27 protein-coding genes and 2 pseudogenes are annotated in these 25,605 nt (G+C 49.3%); 11 read left to right on the top strand and 18 right to left on the bottom strand.

What is annotated here, in order from left to right:
- The first annotated feature begins 78 nt into the window (after positions 1–78).
- The 4 genes from BZG73_RS05790 to BZG73_RS05775 all read left to right on the top strand — a co-directional run bounded on the left by BZG73_RS05790 (position 79) and on the right by BZG73_RS05775 (position 5,088).
- The gene (locus tag BZG73_RS05790; protein WP_077667810.1) at positions 79–1,305 is read left to right on the top strand and encodes an ATP-grasp domain-containing protein; all 1,227 of its coding nucleotides are present in this window, start codon (positions 79–81) and stop codon (positions 1,303–1,305) included.
- Entirely contained in the window at positions 1,298–3,277 is a 1,980-nt protein-coding gene (locus BZG73_RS05785) for a hypothetical protein (RefSeq protein ID WP_077667809.1), read from the top strand. The genes BZG73_RS05790 and BZG73_RS05785 overlap by 8 nt, the downstream gene beginning before the upstream one ends.
- Before the next feature lie 129 nt (positions 3,278–3,406).
- The gene (locus BZG73_RS05780; RefSeq protein ID WP_077577876.1) at positions 3,407–4,414 is read left to right on the top strand and encodes an amidoligase family protein; all 1,008 of its coding nucleotides are present in this window, start codon (positions 3,407–3,409) and stop codon (positions 4,412–4,414) included.
- Positions 4,390–5,088, top strand: a complete 699-nt coding sequence (locus BZG73_RS05775) for a gamma-glutamyl-gamma-aminobutyrate hydrolase family protein (protein WP_077577977.1) — start codon at positions 4,390–4,392, stop codon at positions 5,086–5,088. The genes BZG73_RS05780 and BZG73_RS05775 overlap by 25 nt, the downstream gene beginning before the upstream one ends.
- Positions 5,089–5,155: 67 nt before the next feature.
- On the opposite strand, the gene BZG73_RS05770 is transcribed toward BZG73_RS05775, so the two are convergent.
- From BZG73_RS05770 to BZG73_RS05735, 8 genes are all read right to left on the bottom strand, one after another.
- Positions 5,156–5,629, bottom strand: coding sequence for a 2TM domain-containing protein (locus BZG73_RS05770; protein WP_046073335.1), 474 nt, complete (start codon positions 5,627–5,629; stop codon positions 5,156–5,158).
- 148 nt (positions 5,630–5,777) lie between these two features.
- Positions 5,778–5,993 (bottom strand): VF530 family protein, encoded by a 216-nt coding sequence (locus BZG73_RS05765; RefSeq protein WP_046073336.1) that lies wholly within the window; start codon positions 5,991–5,993, stop codon positions 5,778–5,780.
- Between the two features lie 76 nt (positions 5,994–6,069).
- Positions 6,070–6,678 carry a GNAT family N-acetyltransferase gene (locus tag BZG73_RS05760; protein ID WP_077667808.1) on the bottom strand — a complete coding sequence of 203 codons (609 nt, stop codon included), beginning with the start codon at positions 6,676–6,678 and terminating at the stop codon, positions 6,070–6,072.
- A 20-nt stretch (positions 6,679–6,698) separates the two neighbouring features.
- Positions 6,699–7,256 (bottom strand): GNAT family N-acetyltransferase, encoded by a 558-nt coding sequence (locus BZG73_RS05755; RefSeq protein WP_235606018.1) that lies wholly within the window; start codon positions 7,254–7,256, stop codon positions 6,699–6,701.
- Positions 7,249–7,770: a GNAT family N-acetyltransferase gene (locus BZG73_RS05750; protein ID WP_077667807.1), complete on the bottom strand. Its 522-nt coding sequence runs from the start codon at positions 7,768–7,770 to the stop codon at positions 7,249–7,251. The genes BZG73_RS05755 and BZG73_RS05750 overlap by 8 nt, the downstream gene beginning before the upstream one ends.
- Before the next feature lie 140 nt (positions 7,771–7,910).
- Entirely contained in the window at positions 7,911–8,459 is a 549-nt protein-coding gene (locus BZG73_RS05745; RefSeq protein ID WP_077667854.1) for a hypothetical protein, read from the bottom strand.
- Complete coding sequence (locus tag BZG73_RS05740) at positions 8,459–8,995, bottom strand: GNAT family N-acetyltransferase (RefSeq protein ID WP_077577879.1); 537 nt, start codon at positions 8,993–8,995, stop codon at positions 8,459–8,461. Before BZG73_RS05740 ends, BZG73_RS05745 begins: the two co-directional genes overlap by 1 nt.
- Before the next feature lie 19 nt (positions 8,996–9,014).
- Positions 9,015–9,602: a GNAT family N-acetyltransferase gene (locus BZG73_RS05735; RefSeq protein ID WP_077667806.1), complete on the bottom strand. Its 588-nt coding sequence runs from the start codon at positions 9,600–9,602 to the stop codon at positions 9,015–9,017.
- Between the two features lie 208 nt (positions 9,603–9,810).
- On the opposite strand from BZG73_RS05735, the gene BZG73_RS05730 reads away from it, so the two are divergent.
- Entirely contained in the window at positions 9,811–10,455 is a 645-nt protein-coding gene (locus BZG73_RS05730; protein WP_077667805.1) for an NAD(P)-dependent oxidoreductase, read from the top strand.
- A 59-nt stretch (positions 10,456–10,514) separates the two neighbouring features.
- On the opposite strand, the gene lhgO is transcribed toward BZG73_RS05730, so the two are convergent.
- The 4 genes and pseudogenes from lhgO to BZG73_RS05710 form a co-directional block, all read right to left on the bottom strand.
- Complete coding sequence (gene lhgO / locus BZG73_RS05725; RefSeq protein ID WP_077667804.1) at positions 10,515–11,750, bottom strand: L-2-hydroxyglutarate oxidase; 1,236 nt, start codon at positions 11,748–11,750, stop codon at positions 10,515–10,517.
- A 7-nt stretch (positions 11,751–11,757) separates the two neighbouring features.
- Positions 11,758–13,911, bottom strand: a complete 2,154-nt coding sequence (locus BZG73_RS05720) for a TRAP transporter permease (protein ID WP_077667803.1) — start codon at positions 13,909–13,911, stop codon at positions 11,758–11,760.
- A gap of 83 nt (positions 13,912–13,994) precedes the next feature.
- Complete coding sequence (locus tag BZG73_RS05715; RefSeq protein ID WP_077606274.1) at positions 13,995–15,005, bottom strand: TAXI family TRAP transporter solute-binding subunit; 1,011 nt, start codon at positions 15,003–15,005, stop codon at positions 13,995–13,997.
- Positions 15,006–15,299: 294 nt separating this feature from the next.
- Positions 15,300–16,649 (bottom strand): annotated as a pseudogene (locus tag BZG73_RS05710) (sigma-54-dependent transcriptional regulator).
- Between the two features lie 144 nt (positions 16,650–16,793).
- Here BZG73_RS05710 and BZG73_RS05705 point away from each other — a divergent pair.
- A pseudogene (locus BZG73_RS05705) lies at positions 16,794–18,918 on the top strand (sensor histidine kinase).
- A 28-nt stretch (positions 18,919–18,946) separates the two neighbouring features.
- On the opposite strand, the gene BZG73_RS05700 reads toward BZG73_RS05705, so the two are convergent.
- Both BZG73_RS05700 and BZG73_RS05695 read right to left on the bottom strand, forming a co-directional pair.
- Positions 18,947–19,444: a GNAT family N-acetyltransferase gene (locus BZG73_RS05700; protein WP_101494470.1), complete on the bottom strand. Its 498-nt coding sequence runs from the start codon at positions 19,442–19,444 to the stop codon at positions 18,947–18,949.
- Between the two features lie 204 nt (positions 19,445–19,648).
- The gene (locus BZG73_RS05695; protein ID WP_077667801.1) at positions 19,649–20,077 is read right to left on the bottom strand and encodes an organic hydroperoxide resistance protein; all 429 of its coding nucleotides are present in this window, start codon (positions 20,075–20,077) and stop codon (positions 19,649–19,651) included.
- A gap of 179 nt (positions 20,078–20,256) precedes the next feature.
- On the opposite strand from BZG73_RS05695, the gene BZG73_RS05690 reads away from it, so the two are divergent.
- Positions 20,257–20,700, top strand: coding sequence for a MarR family winged helix-turn-helix transcriptional regulator (locus tag BZG73_RS05690; RefSeq protein WP_074212823.1), 444 nt, complete (start codon positions 20,257–20,259; stop codon positions 20,698–20,700).
- 117 nt (positions 20,701–20,817) lie between these two features.
- Complete coding sequence (locus BZG73_RS05685; RefSeq protein ID WP_077667800.1) at positions 20,818–21,054, top strand: RNA recognition motif domain-containing protein; 237 nt, start codon at positions 20,818–20,820, stop codon at positions 21,052–21,054.
- Positions 21,055–21,111: 57 nt separating this feature from the next.
- Here the strand turns inward: BZG73_RS05685 and BZG73_RS05680 are convergent, their stop codons facing one another.
- Positions 21,112–21,432, bottom strand: coding sequence for a HigA family addiction module antitoxin (locus tag BZG73_RS05680; RefSeq protein WP_077606279.1), 321 nt, complete (start codon positions 21,430–21,432; stop codon positions 21,112–21,114).
- 183 nt (positions 21,433–21,615) lie between these two features.
- On the opposite strand from BZG73_RS05680, the gene BZG73_RS05675 reads away from it, so the two are divergent.
- Positions 21,616–21,867: a hypothetical protein gene (locus BZG73_RS05675; protein ID WP_077667799.1), complete on the top strand. Its 252-nt coding sequence runs from the start codon at positions 21,616–21,618 to the stop codon at positions 21,865–21,867.
- Positions 21,864–22,691: a TauD/TfdA dioxygenase family protein gene (locus tag BZG73_RS05670; protein ID WP_077667798.1), complete on the top strand. Its 828-nt coding sequence runs from the start codon at positions 21,864–21,866 to the stop codon at positions 22,689–22,691. Before BZG73_RS05675 ends, BZG73_RS05670 begins: the two co-directional genes overlap by 4 nt.
- A 13-nt stretch (positions 22,692–22,704) precedes the next feature.
- On the opposite strand, the gene BZG73_RS05665 is transcribed toward BZG73_RS05670, so the two are convergent.
- The 3 genes from BZG73_RS05665 to BZG73_RS05655 form a co-directional block, all read right to left on the bottom strand.
- Positions 22,705–23,214: a GNAT family N-acetyltransferase gene (locus BZG73_RS05665; RefSeq protein WP_077667797.1), complete on the bottom strand. Its 510-nt coding sequence runs from the start codon at positions 23,212–23,214 to the stop codon at positions 22,705–22,707.
- A 282-nt stretch (positions 23,215–23,496) separates the two neighbouring features.
- Positions 23,497–23,772, bottom strand: coding sequence for a putative quinol monooxygenase (locus tag BZG73_RS05660; protein ID WP_077667796.1), 276 nt, complete (start codon positions 23,770–23,772; stop codon positions 23,497–23,499).
- 113 nt (positions 23,773–23,885) lie between these two features.
- Positions 23,886–24,914, bottom strand: coding sequence for a phospholipase D family protein (locus BZG73_RS05655; protein WP_077667853.1), 1,029 nt, complete (start codon positions 24,912–24,914; stop codon positions 23,886–23,888).
- Between the two features lie 307 nt (positions 24,915–25,221).
- Between BZG73_RS05655 and BZG73_RS05645 the strand changes: the two genes are divergently transcribed.
- On the top strand, positions 25,222–25,605 hold a 384-nt coding region (locus BZG73_RS05645), incomplete at its 3' end, for an IS110 family transposase (RefSeq protein WP_131826185.1).

Genomic DNA, 25,605 nt, shown 5'->3' with positions numbered 1-25,605 from the left:
GAAACAGGGGCAAGTGGTTACTATTTAGACCTAGCTATGTGAGAGTGACAAAACACATTCGACGTAAAAGGAAGCAATATGGCTGACTATGATCCAAACAAAGGCTTCGTCGCCATTCTAGGATGGAGCCTCAATGCAATTGATGCGATTAGCCGTTTCGATCGTAAATATGTCGTTGTTGCCCCAACATGGGCAGAAGAGTATGCCAAAGAGCATGATATCCCCTACCTTCCTTGGGACTTTGAGCGCCTCAATGACCGTTCCTTTGAAATTGCCACCACCCTACAAGAAATGGGCGTCGATGTGGCGATTCCTCTGTTCGAAGAAACCGTAGAATGGGCCGGCGCCATTAACGCCGTGCTGCTCAAAAACCCTAAGCTGATGGGACAGTCGCTTCTTTTCCGCGATAAATCCTTAATGAAACGCCGTGCACAAATCGGCGGTATTCGGGTTGGGATCTTTGAAGAAGCGCAAGATAAATCCGACGTGGTACGTTTCCTGCGCCGGGTTAACCAAGCCTTACTGAAACTTGACGGCGACCCAAATGACCCGATCCACCTCAAAGCCTTTGACAAAGCAGGCTGCGAAGGCCATTGGATGGTGCGTGAGCCTGATGATCTCGATCGTGTTTCCGATGAAGAGTTCCCGCTATTAATGGAAAGCCACCTCGATGGTTGGGAGTTTGCTGTCGAAGCATTCATTAAAAACCGCAAAATCCAGTTTTTAAACATCTCCGAGTACGTCACCCTCGGCTACTCTGTTTTCGTCCCGGCCTCCCCCGAGTTGGAAAAATATCGGGAAAAAGTAACCCAGGAAATCGAGAAGCTGATCGAAGCGTTTGATATTGATTTCGGCTTTATCCATCCAGAGTACTTTGTTACCAACGATGGTCAGATGTACTTCGGTGAAGTAGCCTACCGCCCACCCGGTTTCCAAGGCTTTGAAATTATTGAACGTGTTTATGACTTTAACTGCTATCAAGCGATGGTGGTGGCGTTTGATCCTAAAACAACTGACGAGGAACTCGACGCTTTCTTCCCAACACCTATCAAAGATGCCAAAGGCGTCGCCGGTACCTTTGGGGTATATCCAAGACGCCGAGTGGTAAGCCAGCTGGCCATACCTGAAGAGACTGAGAATCACGAGTACTTTGAGTTTCATGAGCTGCAGTCGCCTATGGAGGGGAAAGTGCCTAAACGAAGTGCATTTGGCACACACTGGGGTTTGCTACACTTTTATGGTGACGACCCGCATGTTATGCGTGACTTATTAAAAGCACAGGAAGACCTTGATTTCTATGTCTAGCTTACTCAATAAGCTTGATCATGCCGTTGAACAACTTGGTCAAGTAAGCTCCATCGCCAAGGCACGCCACCAATTTCACGTGATTGATATTTGTGGGCGTGTATTGGCACAGGATGACGGCATTAATCAACTGTACTCACGGATTGTCACTCTCACTGAGGCAGGCCTTTTTGAGGGAACAGATTGGGGGCAGCCCGAGTATCTCGTACCGAATCTCGTGCCAGATACCCTCGCGCATGCCGACAAAGCCACCGTGGTGCTAGATTGTCTCAGCCAGCTTCGAATGCTGGCTATCGTCGAGGGGAAGCTCTCTTCCCCGCCTTTTTCCCAACAAGAAGCACATCAATTTCTTGCCAGAGTATTAAGCCTCAATTTATCACTCGTAATGGGCCTTACCGATGAGTCGAGCCGTATTCGACTCGGTGCAACGGCGCCCGCTATTAGTACTTTATATCGTTTTATTCTCAGCCACTTGGGCTATGAAACCATTCTCAGTGAACTGGTTGATGAAGTTTGGCGTGTACTCGCGCAGCGCCCCATTCAGGTCAATCCAATTAAGGCGATGATCAATCAGATCTCTATTTTGGTGTCGCAGGAGCAGATTAACCTCGGTGAAGCTAAGCTCGGCATCGATCGTCTTGTCAGTGCGTTATACGGCCCAACCCAGGGCTGCTATGACGATCCGGGGTTGGACGCGTACTGTGAGCGTCTGAATGCAATGGACAGCAATGCTTTACAACAAGAGGCGTTGGGATTTGCACGTGCGATGCATGATGTCGGTTTAGCATCTGATTACCACGCCATATTTTTACGATGGTTACTGGACAATGAGGGAAGCGACACACTCCCCACCGCGCTAGGTTTAAGTAATACTGGCTTAGACTGCCTAGTGACCTATCGTCAGCTGGTGCACACACTGATCCAGGAAGCCATTTATCCGCAAACCGCGCAAGCTGTGTATGGTTTGGCAATGATGCTTGAAAGGGGTGTTCTGTTCGATGCGCCTGTCGCCCCGAGTCTGTGGCGTCAGATTCATCTCAACCTACACCCAGACGTCGCCCATACACTGACCTTGGCCTTTGGTGAGCAACTCCCCGCTCGCGTTCATCTGTTAGCGGGTGTCATGTCAGTGCTTGGCCAGCCGCTAGGTGTGGCTCAAGGCAACAACCCGACTTGCCAATCGGCACGTGCAATATCCATGTGGGCGTATAATGACCCTGATTACTTACTCAACTGTATCGTTCAAGTTGCTTGCAATCAGAGCCTACGCATGCATTTTGAAGGACAGTCGTTAGACTCTCACACCCTCTTACAGGGGCTGAGTACCGCGCTGCCATTCGATACTGACCCTGTGTCAGTCGTTCTGGTGCCGCATTTGGATAAACTTTACATCGAAATGGGCCGGCTTTGTGTTAACCGAGAGCAAGACCCCCATAAGTGGATCAATCCAGAATTTCATGGTTGGTACGTGGGGCGTGAGTTCATGATTGCCGTTGACGTTAAAACAGGACAACTGAAAGAGTTTGATAGTTTTATCGAGCGCTTCTATCGCAGTTATCATCCGCTTTATAACGGCAATATTCCCGTTATACACCCCCAGCCGGTTGGGATCGCAGTCACCAGCAGCCAGGGCCGATTTGTCGGCTGGCACGCGATCACCTTGATACGTATCGCCCTTGACCAAGACAGCGTGATGCGGGTTTATTTTTACAACCCCAATAACGATAGTGGTCAAGATTGGGGACACGATGTGGTGGTGTCTACGCAAGGGAAAGGAGAGCAATACGGGGAAGCTTCCTTACCCTTTGAGCAATTTTTATCTCGACTATATCTGTACCATGATGACACGATTCAAGTTGGTATAAAGAGTCCTCTACCCAGCGAAGCTCTCAATGAAATCAAGCGCATGGCGTTTGAAAGCTGGGCACAAGAACGCATAGAAAACAGAACAGATGCCGTTGTTAATGGCTAAGCATCAACCTGTTCAGTGGTCTCGACACCACTGAACAGGTGTTTATTATTTATCCCCTCAGACCTTTAAGTGTCAAAGGTTTATCCCCACCTCTTACCTATCGTTGATAAAAATGAGGCTTAAAAAACCATGGATGCGCCAGATTCATCACTGAAAACACCGCCTCAGATCACCAACGCTGAGGGGAAAACGCGTCGCGTAGGCGTTGAGATAGAGCTCAGTGGCTTAGAGCTGGATACCATTACGCGTTTAGTGGCGGATTTTTTCTCCCTACACATCAAGCGAGGGGGTCGATATGATCGCCGCTTGAGCGGAGACAAAGCCGGAGACTGGGTAGTGGAACTCGACTATGCCAAGCTCAAGCGCTTGGGACAAAGCGATCGTAGTGAAAACACCGTGACCAACCGACTGGATCAATCCGCCGAAGATCTATTGGCATGGGCGGCAAAAGCCTTTGTCCCCGTGGAAATTGTCGGCCCGCCTCTGCCACTTGACCGCCTGCAAGAGGTTGACCAACTCATTGCTCATCTGCGTCAACAAGGTGCCGAAGGAACCGAAGACAGCCCAGTTTATGCGTTTGGCATGCAGCTCAACCCAGAGCTGCCTGATTTAACCGCCAAAACGATTTGTGCTCATTTAAAAGCATTCTTATGTTTGTATGACTGGCTTTTAAAGCGTGCTGATATTGATTTATCGCGGCGTCTAACCAACTATGTCGACCCTTTCCCGAAAGCATATATTGAACGCGTGCTAGCCGCTGATTATTGGCCGGATCTCGATACCCTAATCGACGACTATCTGATTGATAATCCTACACGCAACCGTGCGCTAGATATGCTGCCCTTATTCACTCACCTTGATGCTGAGCGAGTGAATAAAGTGATTGATGATGGGCTCACACAAGCACGGCCAACGTTTCATTATCGGTTGCCGGACAGTAAAGTCAGCCGACCCCATTGGGGCATTCACGAAGCATGGAACGATTGGGTGGAAGTCGAAAAACTCGCCGCCGATCCTGCACGACTGGAAACATGCTGCAAAGCCTATTTGGGCTATCTCAACGACCCATTGGCACGTATCGTTAATAATTGGGCGGAAAAGGTGCACAATTTATGGATAAACCCGTCATCGCAATAACCGGCCCTAGTAAAGGCGCAAGGCTGCCACGTTTTTTTGTCGCCGCGGCAGTCAAACTTTATGGAGGCAAACCGTTACAACTGCACCCCGGCACCACCTTAGATCCAGACGCCTATCAAGGCGTGGTGATTACTGGCGGGCACGATGTCGAGCCTGTGCTGTACGCCGCCGAGCCCGAAGTGAAACCCAACTACGACTCTGAACGCGATGCGCTAGAGAGCAAAGTTATAAAAAGCGCATTAGCGAGCCAAAAGCCCTTGCTGGGCATTTGCCGTGGTGCGCAACTTCTCAACATCTGTTTAGGCGGCACCTTGCACCAAAGCTTGCGCGAGCAACGCAAAAAAACCTCTCATCGCTGGACAATATTCCCGATGAAAACCTTGTGTATATTGCGTGATGTCAACGGCCATATACAGCAACGGTTGGGGCAAGGCAGACGCAAAATAAACAGCCTACACAACCAAGCGATTAACGCGTTAGGCGAGGATTTGACGGTAAGCGCACGTGATTTAGATGGCATTGTACAAGCCATTGAGTCGCCCAACCGCCCTTATACACTGGGGGTACAGTGGCATCCAGAATTCTTGCTTTATCTTCGCTGTCAGCGTGCACTGTTTAAGGGCCTAGTCGAGCACGCAACGCGCTTCCAGCAGCGACAAGCGGCATCTCAGTAAAGATGTCTGTTAGTTGGTGAAAAACAAAAACGCCGAGGCACATTCGCTCGGCGTTATCAGGTAGCGACTAACGCTTTGACCGCGCATTCAGTCGCTTCTCTATTTGGCGTTTTTCCCACTTATCACCAAAGAGATCGACAATTCCCAGAGCACTGACGCCGTGGCTGACCACTGCAATCCCCCATCCCATTGCAGCCCACCAAGCCCAATAATAGCCGGGGCTAGTTTGCCAGTTGATAATAAACAAAATCGCCATCACGACCACATAGCGCGTCAAATGAGAATAAAACCCGCCGAGGGCACGGACGCGATTGGCAATCGCTCTTTCTTCTGGACTCATTGAAGTATCTGCCTGCATGTCTGTCTCCTTTTGCAAATCACTAATGTCGATATCAAACACAGCAGCCAACGATTTCAGCGACTCCAATCCGGGTTTGTGGCCGCGTTCGATACGTTGAATCGTTCGAACACTTAACCCACTAAATTGTGCTAATTGGTCTTGCGACCACCCTTTTTGAACTCTGAGTGCTTTCACGTTCATCCTTGCTCCTTTGTGCTCTTCCCTAGCGACACTATGCAAAATGGGGGCGACATTACCACGACAGCACCCCGACACCTTAACGACAGTTACTTAAAATCAATCACTTAAAAATAAACACCGACCGATAGCCAATCCGTGTATTTTACCCTTAGCAAAAGGTATCAATATACAAGGCTTCGACTTTATCGCGCGCCCACTGCGTTTTACGCAAAAATTTCAACGATGATTTCATCGAAGGATCATTAGAAAAACAGTTCACATTGATATGTTGGTAGAGGCCTGACCAACCATAGTGTTCAACCAAACGGGTCAAAATGGTTTGTAGGGTTAACCCGTGCAGCGGGTTATTGGGTTGTGTATCCATAAGGGTTCTCAGCAACTCGAGCACGCGCTCGTCAATAAAAGCGCTACTTTACGTGACGATATTGCAAAACGCGAATTTAACCACGGTAGCGCGCCAGCTTATAATCAAGGTTTAGCTTAATCGCCGGCCATTCGCTTTCGATAATCGAGAACACAACGGTATCACGGTATACGCCATTCACGATCTTGTGGTTACGCAACACACCATCTTGTTTGGCCCCTAAACGGGCAATGGCCGCACGCGATGCCTGATTCAACCAATGGGTGCGAAACTCAACGGCAATCACCCCCAAGCTTTCAAATGCATAAGCGAGTAATAACCGCTTACACTCGGTGTTTACCGACGAGCGGTGATAACTGCTGGCGTACCAAGTGTAACCAAGTTCCACGCGCTTATTGGCGGCATCCGCATTGGCCAATCGTGTTGACCCAATCACTCGCCCCGATTCTTTCTCAATCACGGCGAACGGCAATGCTTTATTTTTCGCTTTTTCGTCCAAGGCGCTAGCGATGTAGCCTTCCACCGATTCTGCGTTCGGGACCGAGGTATACCAAAGCTCCCAAAGCTTTCCATCGGTAGCGGCTTCAACTAATGCATCCGCGTGCGAGGCAGATAAAGGAACCAAGGAAACCGTGTCACCGTGCAATATGATGTCATCTTGAATAAAAAAGCGTTCCATGCTCATTATTTAGTCCTCACTATTTTTCATTCCGCCACTTTTGCATAAACCACAGTGCTAGAAATCGCACCGCTCGGCAGGATACGGTCATTGATAAGTATCGCTTCTTGATGATAACCACAGCGCTCGGCTACCGCACGGCTACGTGTATTTTCGTAGGCAGTTTTGATTTCGACACGCTTGGCATTAAGGTCATTAAACGCGTATTGCTCTAGCGTTCGCACCGCTTCACTCATATAGCCAAGGCCTTCTTTGGAGCTCCGCAGCCAATAGCCTATTTCAAAATAAGGAATCGCGATGTTGCGGATGATTAAGCTGATCACACCCACCAATTGCCCCGTCGATTTTTCAAAAATCGAGTAGCGTAGTTCATTGATAAACATGTCGAAGTCATCAATCGCTTGTTGGGTGTTTTCAATCGAGCTCGATTCGGTCAACGCGTGCGGAAGCCAATCCATAAAAGGCGCAAGGGTGTGCTGACTTTCCAACACGGCTTCTAAAATGAAAGGCTGATGGGTCATATTGGGTGCCACCAGCAACAGACGGTCACTGTCCAATTGGTCTACGCGCGGGGAATCATCCATTAATATCCACCCAGTACCGAGCCAATGATTCATTGAACACTTCACCATTGATGATGTTTTCCAACGTGCCGCCATTGGCCTCAATTACTTTGCGCGATGCCATATTGTCTTCATTCGCGGTAATTAGAGCGCGAGTGATCCCTAGCTCTCTCGCCTTGGGCAGTGCTAAGGCTAACATTTGCTTGCCACATCCGCGCCCACGATATGATGGCGCAATGTCGTAGCCAATGTGTCCAGCTTCTTGGGTTAGAAATGGCGTATTGATGTGATGACGGATCCGAATCGCGCCAATGATTTGTTGCTCAGCATCAAGCAGCCAAAAATGACTACACGACACATACCCTTTACGAAGGTTTTTACCCAACGACTCATCCGTTAACCGAGTCACGTAAGTGGGGAAATCGTCTTTCCCCGGCCGATAGTAATCGGCATTGTCGGGGTCAAACTGAACAAAATCATCATAAAAGCGTGTAAAGGCTGCTTGGTGATTGAGTGCGGGGACGGCTAATTCCATGTGCTTGTTCCAAGTCCTATAATAGAACTAGGCTATCTCATTGATATTGAAAAATAAACACTTATTGGCCGCCTATCATCCGCCGCCTTAGCGCGCCCTGCTCGCCACACAGAAGTGATTGAATGGTTGATTGCCGCGCATCACTGCCAACGCATCACCGCATCAAACGTTTGACAATGTTGAACCGCTTGCTCCGCCTCTTGCAGATAAACTTGTTGGGCACTTGAGGTTGGATAGGTTAAATACTCGGAACATTTCGCGCTTTGACCATTACCCACCACAATCTTGGCGCCTGGTTGCAAGGTGCACTGTACCAATTTATCGAGCGGCGACCATTGATAACAAATCTCATAGTCTTGGCGATAATCCGCCACCAAGCCAGACGGTTGTGATAACGCCCACCAGTGACCAAACTGACTATTCGGGTTGGTGCTATTCCACGCACGATACACTGTTACCCCTTCAGTCGCCTGATATACCTTGCCTTGGCAAAGCTTCCCTTCCAATGGCTGACCCAGCGACGCCGCCAGTAGCGCTGGATCGTCCACGGCTACAAACTTATCTGCCAATGCGCTTGGCAACGCCGTGCTACCGACACATTCTGCAGCGTCGGTCGTTTCATTACCAACGGGCGTACTGGTACACGCTTGCAGTGTAACGATCAGTGCGCCAAGCAGTGCTTTTTTCATCATCCTTGCTCCCATTCGTGTCGTAATATGGCGTAAACCACCGTATCCCACCACCGTTCTTTAAAGAAACGATGCTGATGAAAATGGGCCTCTTGTCGCATGCCAAGTGAACGACAAAGCTTGGTTGCAGCGAGATTATCGTTAATGGTCTCAGCGTATAACCTATGCACGCCCAGACACTCAAAACCGAAGTTGGCCAGTGCGACAGCCGCCTCTCTCATTAGCCCCGCGCCTTGCGCCTCCACAGCTAAGCCGCACCCGATGGATGCTTGATGGTTGTCCTCAAGCCTTAAACCGACAGTGCCAATACATTTTTCTGATTGCTTGCAGATAACCGCCAACTGATAAGCCACGCGTGGATTTGCGTTGGCTTGTTCGATAAAGCGCGCGTGTAAGTCTCGGTATGTCTCTGGCTGGCAGTCCGTTTCGCTATAAAAACGCTGGTACTTCTGGTGTTGCGTTAAGTGAACAAACGCCTCTTCATCGCTTGGCTGCATGTCACGCAGCACTAGTCGACGTGTTTCAATCATAAACATCCTTGTCTCTCTTGTTGTTTTAGCTCAGCGCCTTGACCATGGTGGTGGCGCCTGAAAAGCCGACTAACCATTTTAGGTGCGGAAAGCGCTCTTCTTTAGTGGCGACAAAGCCTTTGGTTTCATAAAGCTTGCGGGCTCTGGGGTTACTATCAATCACATCCAACCGAACGCTTTCAAAGCCATGCGTTTGAGCATAATCCATAATGGCATCCAATAATTGGGAGCCAATCCCCTGCCCGCGTACTGCGCTATCAACAGCAATGCCATCCATCACCAATTCATTGGGTGCCGCTTTACGCTCAAACAGCGCCAATACTGCACAAGCCCAAGTACCCTTGATGAGCCCCAAGCTATCGATCAGTTGTTTTGCGCCCATACCCTGTGTCAACGCGCCGGCTTGGGTTTGAAACCCGGCCAACCCCACCACCTTGCCGTTTTGCGTAGCGGCAAACGAAAAGTCTGGGACGAAACATCGGGACAGCATCGCCACGCGCGCTGCCTGATTAGGGATTGCCCGTGAGAACTTCGTCCCAAACGCCTGCTCATAGAGATCAGCCACTTTTTGTGCTTGCTCAAGCGGCCATCCTTGCTGGATCGCGATATCCATTGGATCCCCCAGTTTTTTCCTAGATTAAAAAGCCACACATTTATCTTGACGTAAAGATTAATGATGTTTATCTTTATATCAAGATAAATAATTAATAATAACTTAATCAGTTCAGCATGGTTTAACCACAAGCGTATGACAGCCACCTTTTTACTGGCTATTGCGCGGCATAAGGACACACAGGAGTCATAACATGGAGACTAACGCAATGAATATAATCGTATTTGGTGCCACGGGTGATATTGGCAGTCGAATTGTGTCGGAAGCGTTGCAACGCGGCCATAAAGTCACGGCAGTGACACGTAACGAGGCAGCATTCAGCAAGCTCCCCGACGCCGTAAAACCTGTCGCCACCAATTTGAGCGATGCGGACAAGGTGGCATCGGTGATGACTGGTCATGATCTTGCCATTACGGCGTTACGTCCACCGACAGGCGAAGAAGTGCAATTACCTGTGTTAACCCAAGCCGTCGTCCAAGGCGCAGCACATCATCAAATGCGCGTTCTGATTGTCGGCGGTGCCGCTCGACTGATGATTCCCGGCACTGACGGTGAAACCGTGTTAAACGCCGAAGGATTTCTCCCAGCTTCAGCGGTTGAGATTGCACGCGCGTGCCAAGTGCAATATGAGCAGTGCCTCGTCAGCCAAGATGTGATTTGGAGTTACCTCTCGCCTGCCGCCATGATCGCACCTGGTACTCGCACCGGTCAGTACACATTGGGGACAGACACCTTAGTGACAGATAGTGACGGACAGTCTCGCATTTCAATGGAAGACTTCGCGGTCGCTATGCTTGATGAAGCCGAAACACCTAAGCATCTGCAGCAAGCATTTACAGTCGGTTATCAGTAATCAAAGCAAAAGCCAGCGGCCGAGTGTAGGCGCTGGCTTTCACTTTCCGATATGTAGCGCTAATCAGCATCATTGCTGAGCCACTGCTGTTTTTGCGTCACCTTGTCACAAATGTATTCACCAATCGGCATCGCAGAGGTCGCGGCTGGCGATGGCGCATTGCACACGTGTAAACTCCGCGCACTTTCGGCAAACAGAAAGTCGTGTACCAAGGTGCCGTCATGTAGCACGGCTTGAGCTCGGATCCCCGCAGGATAAGGCTTCAAATCCTTAGCTTTTATTGTCGGGCAGTATTTATTTACTTGTTTGACGTAGCCCGGCTTCCACCAGGAATTTTTCAGCTCGACCAAGCCAGTCTTTAAGTTGTTGATGGTCACTTTCCAAAAGCCCGCAAAGGTTAGCATTTGCCAGGTATCTTTTAGACTGATATTCACCTTGCCATAGCCTTCTCGCTTCCAACCTTGCACCGCGTTAGGTCCCACCGTGATGGAGCCGTCTATCATCCGCGTGAGATGAACGCCTAAAAAAGGTAAATCGGGATCGGGAATCGGATAGATAAGGTGATTAACAAAGCCTTGGTACTGGCTCGCAAGTTGATAGTATTCCCCGCGGTAAGGGATAATTTGAAACGCAGTTGGGATCCCCATCATGTTGGTCATTCTATCTGCCATCAACCCACTGCATGTCACCACAAACTGACAATGAATCGTTAGCGGCTCCCCGCTTGCTCGGCAATGGAGAGTGACTTGTTCAGCCGCTTCACTGGCCCCAATCACTTCTGTACTGAGTTGGGTGACACCGCCGAGCGCTTCAAACTCACACACCATTTGCTCAGTCACCCGCCGATAGTCAACAATGCTGGTCGCGCGAACCGCTATGGCACCCAAGCCTTTAACATTCGGCTCTTCAGCATGAAGCTCCGCCGCATCCAGCCAGCGCACGTCGATATCATTGGTTAAGCAACGTTCATAGAGCGCATGCATCCGAGCCATCTCTTGCTCGTTGGTGGCGACCAATAGCTTGCCACAGTTCTCCACCGCAATATCGTGTTTGGCACAAAATTCAACGGTCAGCGCCGCTCCTCGTTTACAGAAATCGGCTTTTAAACTGCCTGGTGGATAATAGACACCCGCGTGGATCACGCCACTGTTATGCCCAGTTTGGTGCTGGGCAACACTTGCCTCTTTTTCCACCAGCAATACGGAGCAGTCTGGGTATCGCTGCTTTAATTGCCAGGCTGTGGATGCGCCAACAATACCACCACCGACAATCACATAATCATAAACAGATTTCATATACGCCTCATGACACTGGCAGTTGAGATTGTTGCAACTGATACTTGCGCCCACTGTATATAAACAGGCCCACAAACCCAACGACGCTCACTAAGCGAAGCCACAACGGGATATCGTGCCACACTAACAAAGCACCAATCATTAATAAGCAAAGGCGGCTTAGCCAGTTAATCGGGCCTTCAAGATACCCTTCAATCGCGCCAATTAAGGCATACGTGCCAATAATGGCAAAAAAGCCAACCTCTAACACCGAGGCGATATCCCAGCTAACCAGGCTGGTATAAGCAATCAGCAAAGGCACGAGATACAAGCCTTTGGCAATTTTCCACGCCATCAGCCCGGTGCGCATCGGTGGCGTTTTGGCAATGGTGGCCGCCGCGAATGCCGTCAAACAAAACGGCGGGGTCACATTACTGTCTTGCGATAACCAAAAGATAATCAAGTGCGCAGCAAGCAGAGCCAAACTGACCGCCTCCAGCCCTAAGCTTTGCTCTAACAAGGTTTCCATAAAGTCAGCCGGCACTAAGGCAACCATTTGCTGCGCGGTTTCCATGGTCATTGGCGCATTTAAAAGATCGAGTTTGTCTGGGGCAGCCAACATAAATATCGCCTTGGCTTGCTCAGGAAGCTGGCCTGATACCAGCAGCTCCAACAATTGGTTTTCAGCGATAAGCTTATACAGAGCAGGTGCCGACAAGGTGCCCAGTACGATATAGGCAGCGGTCACTGGTAATCCCATCCCTAACACTAACGAGGCGATAGCAATTAGCACCAGCATCATAAACAGATCACCGTTCGCCCAACCATCAATCATCAGCGAGAAAGTATTGCCGATACCCGTGGTACTGATCACATTCACCACCAAACCAATGCCCACGAGTAAGATGGCAGTGGTGGCCATATTTTTTGCCCCTTGCGCCAAGGCCTCGATGATCGCTTTCGGCCCCATCCGGTGATCTTTGGAAAACCAAGAAGCGAAAATCACAGAAATAATCGAAATGCCGGCAGCATAGGTGGGTGTGAAACCTTTAATCAGCAAGGTGACAAGCACCGCAAGCGGGATAAGGTTATGCCAACCGCGGAGAAGCACCATCAATAAAGAGTCCTCGGTGGTGACAATCTTTTGCACGCCACTGCGCTTTGCTTCAATGCGCACAAAAAAGCTCACCGAGAGAAAGTAGATCAGCGCAGGAACCAGTGATACAGCAATAATGTCAACGTAAGGAATTTGGGTGTACGAGGCCATGATAAACGCCCCCGCCCCCATTACGGGCGGCATTAATTGCCCCCCAGTTGAAGCCGATGCTTCGACCCCAGCAGCAAAGCGCGACGGAAAACCGGCTTTTTGCATTAAAGGAATACTGATCACCCCAGTCGATACGGTATTCGCTACGCTCGAGCCTGACACTGACCCCATTAACCCAGAGCCAATCACCGCAATAAAACCCGGCCCGCCAATAATCTTACCCGCGGCCGCACGGGCCACGTTGATGATATAATCTCCAACCCCAGAGCGGACAAGAAAGGCGCCAAATAAAATGAACATAAACACGAACGTCCAGCTAATCCGGGTAATCGCGCCAAACATGCCTTCCGAGGAGTAGTAACTGCGATATAACAGGGTTTCAAGGCTCAATCCGGGAAAGTGAAAAATCCCCGACGCCCACTCGCCCCACAACACGACATAGCTCAAACACACCATAATCAGAATGGGAATAAACCACCCCATGGTACGACGAATCAGCTCCACCACAATGATGATCGCTAAGCTGGCGAACACCCAATCGGCAGTGACAAATTTTACCCCACGCGCATATAACGCATCTTCGGCATAAGGGATATACAGCAGACAAGCCACTGCACCTAACGCGATAAAAATATCGACCGCCAGCGCTATTTTATTCCGCTTCAAAGAGATATGGGCCGGGTACCACAGTGCACAAATCACCGCAAACCCCGCAAAGTGGGTCGCCGAAATCCATAACTCCGGTAGTGTTGATAGCGTATTGAACCAAATATGCAATACAGACAACACCACGCCCAGCACAGTGATGGTAGTGGTCACCCACGGAAAATCATCGCGCGTGGGTAATTCAAATTTCTCCAGCGCTGTTTCATCAGGCCCTTGCTCAACAGGTTCGTGCTCTCTTGGCTCGCTCATCCCTTTACTCCAAGCAGTATCCGCGTTTCCATGCAATATTTGATCTCGATAGGCGCTCCGAGCTATCTCGGAGCGCTATCGCCTTATTCCATTACCAGTTCAGACGGGATATCGATACCCACTTCCTGGTAATAGCGTGCTGCACCTGGATGCAGCGGCACAGGCAAACCAGCGATCGCTTTTTCAATCGCCATCGCTTTGGTGGCTTTATGAATGCCTTGAAGGAAAGACAAGTTCTCGTAAATAGCCTTGGTGAGCTGATACACATCCTCATCGGAAAGATCTTTACGCACGGCCAAGAAGTTAGGTTGAGCAATGGTGGTGACCGGCTTATCCAGCTCAGGATAGGTATTAGCAGGAATTTCGTACTTGGTCCAAAGGTTGTATTTACCGTTCGCCGCTTTGATTTGCTCGTCAGTAAAAGACAGGATAGAGATATCATTTCCCAGTGCGGCGAACGCTTGGGTAACTGCGCCAACCGGCACCCCCGCTGGGGTATTCATGCCATCAATGGTGCCATTTTGTAGTGCACTGGCACTGCCACCATAACCCATGTAAGCCAAATTAAAGGATTCCGGATCCACGCCGAGTCCCTTCATAATCTGGCGACCTGAGTTTTCGGTGCCTGAATTCTTCTTACCAATCGAAAATTTTTCACCTTCAAGGTTACTCAAATCACTCACGGTGCCCGTTTCTGCCAGCTCACTGCGCACAATAAAGTGCTCAACGTTTTGCCAAAGCATAGACACAGAGCGCAGTTGATCTTGGCGGCCACTTTCAGCATATGGCCCCTCGCCGGACCAGGCCCATGCGCCGTATAAGCCCTGCAAGATCGCAAATTGTGCTTCATCTTCGTTCAGTAGCTTCACATTCTCGCCGGAGCCAGCGGAGCTGATTGCCGACAACGAAAAATGGTGCTTAGGCGCCAGCTTGACCTTACTCAGCGTCGCCAAGGCGACACCAACGGGATAGTAGGTGCCACCGGTTGAAGCCGTTGCGAGGATATAGCTTCGGTCTTCTGCGACAGCGGTCGAGGCGAGGCTAAACGAGGCCGCGGCAAACGTCAGTGCTTTAAATAGCTGATTGATCTTCATCTTTACTCTCCATGTAGGGCTGTATTATTGGTTTACATAAATTACAAAATTATTTAACAGCAAAGCATAGATAGCAAAGGGAGTGCCAAATCTTATACCCCTGTTATAAAAGGAAATATAAGAAGAGGCCATGGATAATCAGCAAGATTTTTCTCATTTATGGCTGGGTCAATAAGCAAAATCTTGCTGATGATAGCGCCTCACTAGGCAGTCAGTCATCACAAAATGTAACCAAAGTGTGATCAACGCTTAAACGCGGCGCGTTTCGCCTTAAGCAATTTTTTGCCGATTCACTTAGGTATAGTCAGCACGGTGTAAGCCAAACTTTTTCATTTTTTGGTTTAAGGTACGGCGAGGCAAATCGAGTGCTACCATCACTTCATGAATTCGCCCTCGATGGGCGACCAAGCACTCATGCAATACCTTGCGCTCAAAATTATGCAGTTGGATTAAAAGCGGGACATCCGACTGGATGGTTTCCATGGTCGATGAGGGACGATTCGATAAGATTTCCATCACTGAAATACTGTCATCCAAGGCAAACCGCACTGCTACGTTACGCAGCTCGCGAATATTACCCGGCCATGAATAAGACAAAATGGCGTGCCGATCAGCCTCACTGGCCAAGCGTGTCTCCGGATTGGTCTGACGGGTAAAGTGTTCAAACAAGATTAACGCATCATCGTCACGCTCTCTTAAGGGCGGAATATGAATTTGTGCCACGTTTAAGCGGTAGTACAAATCTTGCCGAAAGGTTTCATGACCACTGAGATCCTCTTTCGCTGCCGCAATCACCCGCGTATCGATCGCTATTGACTGATTTCCTCCCACTCGCTCAACCCTTTGCTCCTGAAGCACACGTAAAACCTTTACTTGCATGCTCATCGGCATGCTCTCTACTTCATCGAAAAACAAGGTGCCCTTGTGCGCGTATTCGAGCTTACCAATCCGACGCTGATTGGCACCGGTAAACGCCCCCGCTTCATGGCCAAACAGCTCACTTTCAAACAAGTTTTCTGGGATCGCGCCGCAGTTAATCGGCACCAAGCGTTGTCCACGACGTACACTCTCATTATGCAAGCTGGTCGCCACCAGCTCTTTGCCACAGCCTGTTTCCCCATAAATGATCACATTCGTGTCAATGCGTGCCAGTTTTGCCACTTGCTCACGTAACTGTTGCATCACACGACTTTGCCCAATCAATACCTTTTCTAACCCGCTGATGCGTGCTAAATACGCTTGCCGCTCTTGCGTCGATGCTTGCTGGCGATAAGTATCAACCGCCTCGGTAACACGCTGAGACAAACGCTCGGGCTCAAAAGGTTTTTCGATAAAATCAAACGCCCCGTTTTGCAACGCCCCCACGGCCATATCAACATCACCGTGTCCGGTAATAAACAACACAGGCGTGGCCACCTGGTGCAGCTCAAGCTCACTCAGGATCGATAATCCATCAACATCAGGGAGTTTGACGTCACTGACCACCGCATCAAACGGATGCTGTAGCACGGCATCCAGCCCGGCTTTGCCATGACTAAATGCTGCCACCTCAAACCCTGCCAGCTCTAGCCACTGGCAGGTGGTCTAGCGAACAATATCGTCATCTTCAATCAAGGCAATGCGTGGGGGTGTTTCAGCAATCATGAGGGTTCATCCGTGATACGTTTTTCATTACGGTAGCAAAAGCCACCGATCAGAAAAGGAGCTAGCTCTCACTTTCTCATCACACTGCTTTAACATTTTTTCGGCGCACCGCAGTCTAAAACAGAATAAGAATGAGAGTGTGTTATGCATCAGGATCACCACAGCCACCAAGAAACCAGCATCAAGACGACATGGGCTCGATTAGTATTCGTCGGCATACTGGTGATTTTCTCATATGGCATCAGCCGTGAAGCGGCTTATCAGTGGTTAAGCGTACAACATCATACTGAGGTGCAGAACAAGCTTTTGGACTACATCGGTGAGGTCCGCCGTGCATTAAGACGCTTCTATCACCTGCCTTATTTGCTGACCAACCATCCTGACACACTGGCGATTGTAAAGGGCGAGCAGCATGACCCCGCCGCCTTCCAAGCAAAACTCACACAGCTCGACAAAGCGGCCAATACCGAAGGCTGGACACTGCTCTCCACATCAGGCGATGTGCTGGCGTCGAGTTTGATTGATGAACGCTTTAGCCGCCCCGATCGGTTGGCGATCGTCGAGCAAGTATTGCACCAAGGTGAAGGCGTATCATTGGTAAATAAAACCAAAGGCTATGGCCCACTCTACTATTTATCCGCCCCGGTTTTTGAGGGGCTTAACATCGCCGCTATCGTGGTGGTGCAGATTGACCTGAGTTTTCTCACCGAACAACCCATTACCAGTCAAGACATCATTCTGCTGCAAAATCGGCAACAGCGCTTTTTCCTTTCAAGTAGCAGCGAGTACAACGCAGACTGGCTGAATGCAGCCCAGCTGAATGCAGCCCAGCTGAACGCGACACAAACGCCAGAACACGATAAGACACAGACGGTTAACAGGGAAACGCGTTATCTCTACGACAGTACCGCCATCAGTCAGTGGCGGCTGAATGCCACCTCCTTTCTCGGCCACACGGTAAAACTGGACGATCTAAAGTGGTCAGTGAGCTACCTTACGCCCTACAAGCCTGTTCGCATGGGGAGTGGCCGCCGCACTGCTCGTTGTCATTCTGCTGTTGATTATCGGTCAACAACGCCGGCAAAAACACCGTCACCAGCAGCGTATTCAAAGCTTATTGCAAGAGTCGCAGCGCCGACTTAAACAAATGATCGATAAAACACAAGTCGGGTTACTATTAATTGATCAGCAAGGAGCGCTGTTTGATCTCAACCCGATGGCCAAGCGGTTATTTGGCTTGCCAGAAAACAATCATCACCGCATTTTTGCTTGGGAATTATTTGATACCGGCAATCCCCATTCCACCACCCTCACCTTGCTCAAAAACCTCGATAAGCACAATGAACTGGCCGAGCTCAATGCGGTTGAAACCATGGCGCGTCGCAGCGACGGGAGCGTCTTTCCAGCGCTTTTCTCGCTCACCCGATTTCCTTGGCATGATGAGCAATACTACCTAGCGACGTTGATTGACATTAGCAAACGTAAAAAAGCCGAACAGTCACTGCAGCAGATGAACCAAGCACTTACCGAACGGGTAGAAGAGCGCACCCAAGCGCTGCAACAAGCACAAGCGCAACTGATTGAAACCAGCAAAATGGCCGCCTTAGGGAGAATGTCGAGYGCYATTACTCATGAGCTKAATCAGCCACTTACCGGCCTTCGYACCTTACTCACCACYAACACCTTGCTYGCTGARCGCGGYGARACAGAAAAAGTTAAAGCCAACAATCAGCTRGTGCAAAAGCTGATYGATCGTATGACCAATATGACCAGCCAAYTMAAAACCTTTGCCTACAGCAAACCACAGCATCTCCATCCCGTATCGCTGGCTGATGCCCTCAATGAGACCTTGCGTGTGTATCAAGCTCAGTTGGCAGACATTGATGTGCGAGTGCGGATGCCTCACGACACGCCCCTGATTGAGGGTGAAGGACAACGACTATTGCAAATATTGGGGAACTTGGTGTCCAACGCGTGCGATGCGATGGCAAATACCGCGGCGCCGACCTTGGTGTTTGTGGTCACTCCTGCCGAAAGGACAGTCGAGCTGATGGTCAGTGACAACGGCTGCGGAGCCTCAACAGACGTTCTGGAGACCATGTTCGAGCCGTTTGTCACCTCTAAAAAAATTGGCGACGGACTGGGTTTGGGGCTCGCGATTACCGCCAACAATGTGCGAGATATAAATGGACAAATAAGCGTCGCCCCTAATGCCCAGAGTGGACTGACCTTCACACTTACTTTTCAGTCAGTCATCCCTGGTCACTAAACCGCTCGCCGCTCCCCTCAGCGCGCAATTACAGTGCGGCAAACATAATATGCTGAGGGCCAGCCGCACCGCCCCAGTACAGCTCGCCTGTATCGGTAAAGCCGCCCTTTTGGTAACAGGCTTTAGCAGACGGGTTTCGACAGTTAACAGTCAGATACACCCAATTGAAATCACGATAAGCAACGGGTAAATACGCCAGCAAGGCTTTAACCGCACCGGTACCTAGGCCCTGCCCTTGATACCGCGCATCCACCACAAACATGCGCAGACCCAGCGTCTTTGGCGGGCAAAAGTCATACTGAGACGCATAGTCGATATCGAGTTTAAAAAAGCCCACCGTCTTGCCCGCTCGCTTGATCACATGGCGGTGAATGGTCTCACTGTCCTCGGCAAGAAATTCGTCTGCAGTCCCCGCAAACTTTACTTGTTGGTCAGGTAACGATACCTGGCGAACCCCCTCAGTGTCTTCATTCGTTAGCGGGGCGACACTTATATCGGTAAGCTTACTGGTGGTGGCGTCTGGCATGTTAGCTTTCATCATCCTTGTTATTGGTATAGGGCTTGCGCGTTAGTCTTCGTGGTCAATAGTCTTCGTGGTCAATAGCCTTTGCGGTCAATGCTGAGCACTCGAAGTTAGGGAGCACCGAACAACGCGCTGCTTCCATAAAAAGCGGGCATAAAAAAGGGAGCCCTGCTACACAGCGCTCCCTATCATAGCGTGCCAGTTAGGTTAAATCACTGACAATTCAACCTTAATATTGCCACGCGTGGCATTGGAATACGGACATACTTGGTGTGCTTGCTCGACCAATGACTGCGCGGTCTCTTTATCCAGATCGCCAACCGATACCGCCAATTTCACCGCAATACCAAAACCGCCATCAATGGGGCCAATCGACACTTCTGAGTTAATGTGGGTGTCTTCCGGCAAGGTGACACCTGCTTTACCCGCCACTAGACGAAGCGCGCCAATAAAACAGGCCGCATAGCCGGCAGCAAAAAGCTGCTCAGGGTTAGTGCCTTCACCATCGTTCCCGCCGAGCCCTTTGGGGGTTGAAAGCGCAACATCTAAGCGCCCATCATCGGATTTTGCAGACCCTTCACGGCCTCCCGTAGCGGTCGCTTTTGCTGTATAGGCAATACTTTGTAGCTCTTTCATTTCACTCTCCTGTGTTCCAGTCCGCTTGCGGCTCACTGCTTCGCCCAGCAGGTGCGGTGAAGCCGCTTGCATCAGGYTTATTTATTTTGCATGCAAAATAMTAGATCGCATGACCCAGCATTGCAAATGTTTTGCGTACAAAATAAAATGCTCATTAGACACACAGACAATGACAAGCCATGACCTATCCCCAATTACAGCTCAATAGCCAAATTTGCCACCGCTTGTATAAAGCCTCTAATGGGATTTCGCGCGCCTACCGTACCTGGTTGAGCGAGCTTGATCTCACCTATCCGCAATATGTGGTGATGATGGCGCTGTGGGAAGAAAATCAACTATCGATCGCCACGTTAGTCGAAAAGACAGGGATCGACGGTGGCGCAATGACGCAGATTTTGAAAAAGATGAGCGATAAAGGCTTGCTCACCATCGTGAAAGACGAAGACGATAAGCGAAAGCGATGGGTCACCCTCACGGGCAAAGGCATTGAGCTGCAGCACCAAGCCGCTGCTATCCCGGAGAAAATCCGCTGCAAGTTTCCCAGCATTGATGATGAGCAAGCCCAGCACCTGATTGCGCTGCTGGATATGATTAATCACGACTTAGGAGAAAGTGACGCATAACCGTCCGGAAAACGGCGCCCGCGCAAGACGCGTCGGCAACAAAGGCAAACTATTACTTGGTCGTGGCCCTCTTTACTGACACAATCGGCGCTGTTACCTCGATATAAACGGACAACAATGAAACTATTAGCTCGCAACCTTGCACGCACCACCACCGAACACCAACTCCGTCAGCTGTTTTCTGAACACGGCGATGTCACCGAATGCACTCTGGTGCTGGACCAAGAGACTGGCGAATCCAAAGGCTTTGCTTTTGTGACCATGCCTGACGATGCCCAGGCCAACGCTGCAATGGCTGCCTTAAACCTCACCAGTGTTGCGAAAAGCAAAATCCGCGTGAAAATCGCGAACTAAGCAAAAAGCCCCCTTGCACTTACATCGGCTATGGGGCGGGAACGATAGCCAACACGATCATACGTGCTGGCTTTTGTTTATGGTCGAGACTTCTGTCCATGGGCGAATACTATTCAGCTGATCTTCGAGCTCATGTTCAGTAATTTCAGTATCATAGGCGATTTGAGCACGCAGCCAATAGCCCTTCGATAATCCAAAAAAACGGCATAAACGCAGGTCTGTATCAGCCGTTATAGCCCGTTTACCAGCAATAATTTGACCAATACGCTGTGCGGGCACTCCGATTTCTTTAGCCAAACGATATTGCGAAATCCCCATGGGAGTCAGGAATTCCTCTTTTAGCAACTCGCCCGGTGTGACAGCTTCTACAGTACGCATGAGCGACCTCCTAGTGATAATCAACGATTTCGACATCTTTGCACTTAAACGATCGAATCATCCTTCAGTAGTAACGCATTGCGTTAATAACGTAAAGCGTCATGAAACGATAGCTGATTGACAGCCTACGCCCGACTCGTCACTATCAAGTTTTCGGCATGTAATGACGCTCGAGCAGTAAAAATGGCAAAACCGAATAAAAAAGGCCCCATCAAAACCATCGATATTTTCTGTAAACGTTGTAATGCGCTGCTGTTTAAATACCGAAAAGGTGGTAAAGGCGCTTTGGTGAAGTGCTTTAAAGAAAGGATTGTTGAGGATGCCACCACCACGCCGTGTCACTGCCCTCAGTGCGAGCAGCCCTTTGCGCGTGACACCCTGGTGCGAGGCACACCAGCCTATAAATTCATTGGCGGTAAGGTATGGTTCAAATGAAGATAACCCCGTTAGGCGATACGTTAGGGGCGCAAGTCGATAATATCGACCTATCCCAGCTTTCCGAGGCTGAGTTTGCGGCGCTGTATCAAGCATTTTTACGCTACAAAGTGCTTTTCTTTCGCGAGCAGCTTCTCTCGACCGACGACCATGTCGCACTGGCAAAACGCTTCGGCGAGCTTGAGCCACCTCACCCGTTTTTTCCGCACCTGCCTGACAACAGCCAAGTGGTTGTGATTGAAACCAGCCGCGGCAATCCACCCAGCCAAAGCTATTGGCACACCGACATGACATGGCAAGCGGTGCCGCCCAAATGCTCGATTTTACACGCGCAATATGTGCCAGAACATGGCGGGGATACGATTTGGTGTGACATGGCGGCAGTATGGGCCGATCTAACCGACGAAGAAAAAGCCGAGCTACGCCAGCTCGACACCATTCACGCACTGCACGCCTTTGAAGGTAGCCGTTACGATCATCAAGACGCCGACGGCCAAAGTGTGGTGACGAAACGCGCTCAAGACTACCCACCGATTCGCCGTGCCATGGTGCAAACCCACCCTGAAACCGGCCAAGACGTGCTATTTATTAACGAACAATTTACTCGCGCGATTGCCGACTGGCCAGAGGCGGCTAGCCAACAACGGCTCGCGACACTGTTTAGTCAAGCACGCCAATCGAAATATCACGTTCGCTTTCGCTGGCAAAAGCACTCGGTGGCAATCTGGGATAATCGCGCTACCCAGCACTACGCGATAACCGATTATGGTGACGCGCCCAGACGATTGCACCGCGTCACCGTTCAGGGTGACAGTGCTCAGTAACATCTCATGGCGCTCAGACGCGGGTATATTGATACAGATTGTTGCGATGCCCATAAAGCATGATTTGGCTTTGCAGCCGAAACCCTAGCTTTTCAAGCAAGCGGTTTGAGGGTTGGTTGTCCGGTAAGGTAACGGCCTGAACAGTATTCAGTCCGCTCGCTAACAGGGTTGCTTCAAGCACCGCCTCGGCGGCTTCTGTGGCGTATCCTTGCCCGGTATAACGCGATAAAAACGCGTAGCCTAAATCTGGATATGCCAACTCATCGCGCTTAAGCACACCGCACATACCGATGGGCTCACCATCTTCCCGCCGTTCCACCAGATTTAAACCGAAGCCATGTGCTTGATAACTCGCGAGCGGCCCGTGATGGAGATACTCGATCGCATCTTGCTCAGTACGCACCTTTTTATCTGCGATATAGCGTATAAACGACGCATCATTAAGCAGCTCAACAATAAACGGCGCATCGTCGAGTGTAAACTGTCGCACATTGAGCCTTTTTGACCGGCATATCAGTGTCATAAACCACTAGCCTACTGAAACAATCTATCGCGCCATAATCGCATATTGGCGCGAATAAGTATCTACGCTGGTAACAAACACTGATAAAAATCGGTCTTCACTAGTAAAAATCTTCAAACCCCTCATCGGAGCCAAAGCTACAGACAAAAGCGTCCCGACGTGCAGCCACGCAATAAGCAAAATCGGTTTCAAGATTGATGGGGCGGAAAGTCAGGTGCATGGGTGTATCCTTACGCTTTAGCGGCCATGCGCGATAAATAACGCTGGTATTCAACCCAGGCTCTATTCGCTGATCTGATATTGACGCGTGACATTTTTCGTAACCGCTCCCCAATAGGATGATTTAACCCTCTCTTGGTGCTTATCAAAAGCTGAGCGATCGACAAACTCTTCATAAACATCAAATCGCAGCGGATTCTCCGAATGTTGCTGAACTTTAAAGACCAAGCAACCCGGCTCTTCCAACGTCAACTTTTCATGATTAGCAAGCTCTCGCGTCACAGCCTTAAGATCAGCGTCTGGCACGAGAATAAAACCTTCTAGAATCACTTTTGACATATAGTTTATTTTTTGAAAAATTAAGTTAGCATTAAGAAAATTCTCACTAACTAAACAGTGACATTCGTGGCCAGTAAAATGGATCAAGTCCAGAATCCGCCTTAAAGCATTTGTTAGGCTGAACCTACTTCGGAAAAATAATTTAATACACCGTTTCTTAACACTGCATACTTACTGTCTGATATATCTGTGAAGGTCCATAGTGGGGGATTATCGAGATGGTAGGCAAAAGATTTGTTGCGCTGTGTTATCCAATCAACCGAGACTCGCCACTCTCTAGTATCTGCTACACTTGAGAGTCGCTCTTTGCTTACACCATCTGCAATAGTTACCGGCTCAGTGACTAGCCCTATCGCAATGATGCCCTTGCGTTTAGCAAATAAGAAGACAACATCACCAACACTTGCTCTAGACATGTGTTGAGGATAACTAAAATTTTCCCACGCCATAGCAACTCCCAAAGATAACATTAACTCCTCATGTAGATAGCCTCCATCAGCAGTTCTTGTTCCWTTTCGTCGGTCGCTATTACATATGAAGAACTTCCTTGAGCCATTATCTAACTCGAGCAATTTGGAAGGTAGTATGTCAATCAGAGAGTTAATTCGTTTGTCCAACGACCTCATTTTTTGCTTTACAAGTGATAACTCAGACTCAAATTCCCTGATATTCTGAGATAAAGAGTCGAGTAAATTTATTGTTAATGGTGAAGCCTGTTGCCAAATAGCTTCATACCAATCACATAGTTCTTGAGGTGTTTCACCTTCAAGTGCTACCCCAACTTCGATATTATTATTAACACCGTTATGAGTCAGATTAGCTGACGATACAATAGCCTTTCTCTTATCGGCTATGTAAACCTTGGCGTGAAATTTTGGGTAGCTCGGTAAAACCCGAATATTAACTTTATTCGTTAAAAGCCAACGTAAAGCCTCTAGGCTAGTGGCTCCAGAAATCAAATCTGCACTTGACACTGACGTCAACAATCTAACTTTTACTCCACTAGTTGTATCAATCATATTTGTATCTGTAAGGTAAGCCGTAGCTACATCAATATTTAATTCTGCACTCGAAAGCAATTGTTTTAGTTCTTTATTATGAACATTTTCAGAATTGTAATTCTCAACAAGAATTTTCGTCATAAGTCCTCTAAATCTGATGAACACAATGTGCAGCCTAACGAATGACATGGATTCCCCCTCTTGAGAATCTGCCACACTTAGGTGCGGCCTTTAATACCGGAGGTAACCATGTCTACTCAATTCTTTTGTGGCGTTGATCTCGCCAAGCACCACTTTTCTCTTCACGCGGTGGATGACCACGGAAAAGTCATTCTCCATAAATCTGTTTCACGCGCTAAACTACTGGCTACATTAGCAAATATGCCCACGATGTGCATAGGTATTNATCTGCCACACTTAGGTGCGGCCTTTAATACCGGAGGTAACCATGTCTACTCAATTCTTTTGTGGCGTTGATCTCGCCAAGCACCACTTTTCTCTTCACGCGGTGGATGACCACGGAAAAGTCATTCTCCATAAATCTGTTTCACGCGCTAAACTACTGGCTACATTAGCAAATATGCCCACGATGTGCATAGGTATTGAGGCCTGCAGTGGGGCACATTATTGGGCTAGAGAATTCAACAAGCTCGGTCACGATACCCGTATCATGGCCGCAAAGTACGTCGGTCCTTATCGCACAAAAGGAAAAAATGACCTGAACGATGCCGTTGCCATTTGTGACGCTGTTCAGCGTCCAAACAGCCGGTTCATTCCTGTTAAGTCACCCGAACGCCAAGCGATTCTCGCGACTCATCGTGTACGTGAGCAT

Source organism: Salinivibrio siamensis (assembly GCF_001996005.1).
GTDB classification, from domain to species: Bacteria; Pseudomonadota; Gammaproteobacteria; order Enterobacterales; family Vibrionaceae; genus Salinivibrio; species Salinivibrio siamensis.
This window is presented reverse-complemented; position numbering and strand designations above follow the sequence as displayed.

Bases quoted from the DNA above. Each gene is read 5' to 3' on its own strand.
- BZG73_RS05790 (WP_077667810.1), top strand. From the start codon at position 79: ATGGCTGACTATGATCCAAACAAAGGCTTCGTCGCCATTCTAGGATGG.
- BZG73_RS05785 (WP_077667809.1), top strand. From the start codon at position 1,298: ATGTCTAGCTTACTCAATAAGCTTGATCATGCCGTTGAACAACTTGGT.
- BZG73_RS05780 (WP_077577876.1), top strand. From the start codon at position 3,407: ATGGATGCGCCAGATTCATCACTGAAAACACCGCCTCAGATCACCAAC.
- BZG73_RS05775 (WP_077577977.1), top strand. From the start codon at position 4,390: ATGGATAAACCCGTCATCGCAATAACCGGCCCTAGTAAAGGCGCAAGG.
- BZG73_RS05770 (WP_046073335.1), bottom strand. From the start codon at position 5,629: ATGAACGTGAAAGCACTCAGAGTTCAAAAAGGGTGGTCGCAAGACCAA.
- BZG73_RS05765 (WP_046073336.1), bottom strand. From the start codon at position 5,993: ATGGATACACAACCCAATAACCCGCTGCACGGGTTAACCCTACAAACC.
- BZG73_RS05760 (WP_077667808.1), bottom strand. From the start codon at position 6,678: ATGAGCATGGAACGCTTTTTTATTCAAGATGACATCATATTGCACGGT.
- BZG73_RS05755 (WP_235606018.1), bottom strand. From the start codon at position 7,256: ATGGATGATTCCCCGCGCGTAGACCAATTGGACAGTGACCGTCTGTTG.
- BZG73_RS05750 (WP_077667807.1), bottom strand. From the start codon at position 7,770: ATGGAATTAGCCGTCCCCGCACTCAATCACCAAGCAGCCTTTACACGC.
- BZG73_RS05745 (WP_077667854.1), bottom strand. From the start codon at position 8,459: ATGAAAAAAGCACTGCTTGGCGCACTGATCGTTACACTGCAAGCGTGT.
- BZG73_RS05740 (WP_077577879.1), bottom strand. From the start codon at position 8,995: ATGTTTATGATTGAAACACGTCGACTAGTGCTGCGTGACATGCAGCCA.
- BZG73_RS05735 (WP_077667806.1), bottom strand. From the start codon at position 9,602: ATGGATATCGCGATCCAGCAAGGATGGCCGCTTGAGCAAGCACAAAAA.
- BZG73_RS05730 (WP_077667805.1), top strand. From the start codon at position 9,811: ATGAATATAATCGTATTTGGTGCCACGGGTGATATTGGCAGTCGAATT.
- lhgO (WP_077667804.1), bottom strand. From the start codon at position 11,750: ATGAAATCTGTTTATGATTATGTGATTGTCGGTGGTGGTATTGTTGGC.
- BZG73_RS05720 (WP_077667803.1), bottom strand. From the start codon at position 13,911: ATGAGCGAGCCAAGAGAGCACGAACCTGTTGAGCAAGGGCCTGATGAA.
- BZG73_RS05715 (WP_077606274.1), bottom strand. From the start codon at position 15,005: ATGAAGATCAATCAGCTATTTAAAGCACTGACGTTTGCCGCGGCCTCG.
- BZG73_RS05700 (WP_101494470.1), bottom strand. From the start codon at position 19,444: ATGCCAGACGCCACCACCAGTAAGCTTACCGATATAAGTGTCGCCCCG.
- BZG73_RS05695 (WP_077667801.1), bottom strand. From the start codon at position 20,077: ATGAAAGAGCTACAAAGTATTGCCTATACAGCAAAAGCGACCGCTACG.
- BZG73_RS05690 (WP_074212823.1), top strand. From the start codon at position 20,257: ATGACCTATCCCCAATTACAGCTCAATAGCCAAATTTGCCACCGCTTG.
- BZG73_RS05685 (WP_077667800.1), top strand. From the start codon at position 20,818: ATGAAACTATTAGCTCGCAACCTTGCACGCACCACCACCGAACACCAA.
- BZG73_RS05680 (WP_077606279.1), bottom strand. From the start codon at position 21,432: ATGCGTACTGTAGAAGCTGTCACACCGGGCGAGTTGCTAAAAGAGGAA.
- BZG73_RS05675 (WP_077667799.1), top strand. From the start codon at position 21,616: ATGGCAAAACCGAATAAAAAAGGCCCCATCAAAACCATCGATATTTTC.
- BZG73_RS05670 (WP_077667798.1), top strand. From the start codon at position 21,864: ATGAAGATAACCCCGTTAGGCGATACGTTAGGGGCGCAAGTCGATAAT.
- BZG73_RS05665 (WP_077667797.1), bottom strand. From the start codon at position 23,214: ATGACACTGATATGCCGGTCAAAAAGGCTCAATGTGCGACAGTTTACA.
- BZG73_RS05660 (WP_077667796.1), bottom strand. From the start codon at position 23,772: ATGTCAAAAGTGATTCTAGAAGGTTTTATTCTCGTGCCAGACGCTGAT.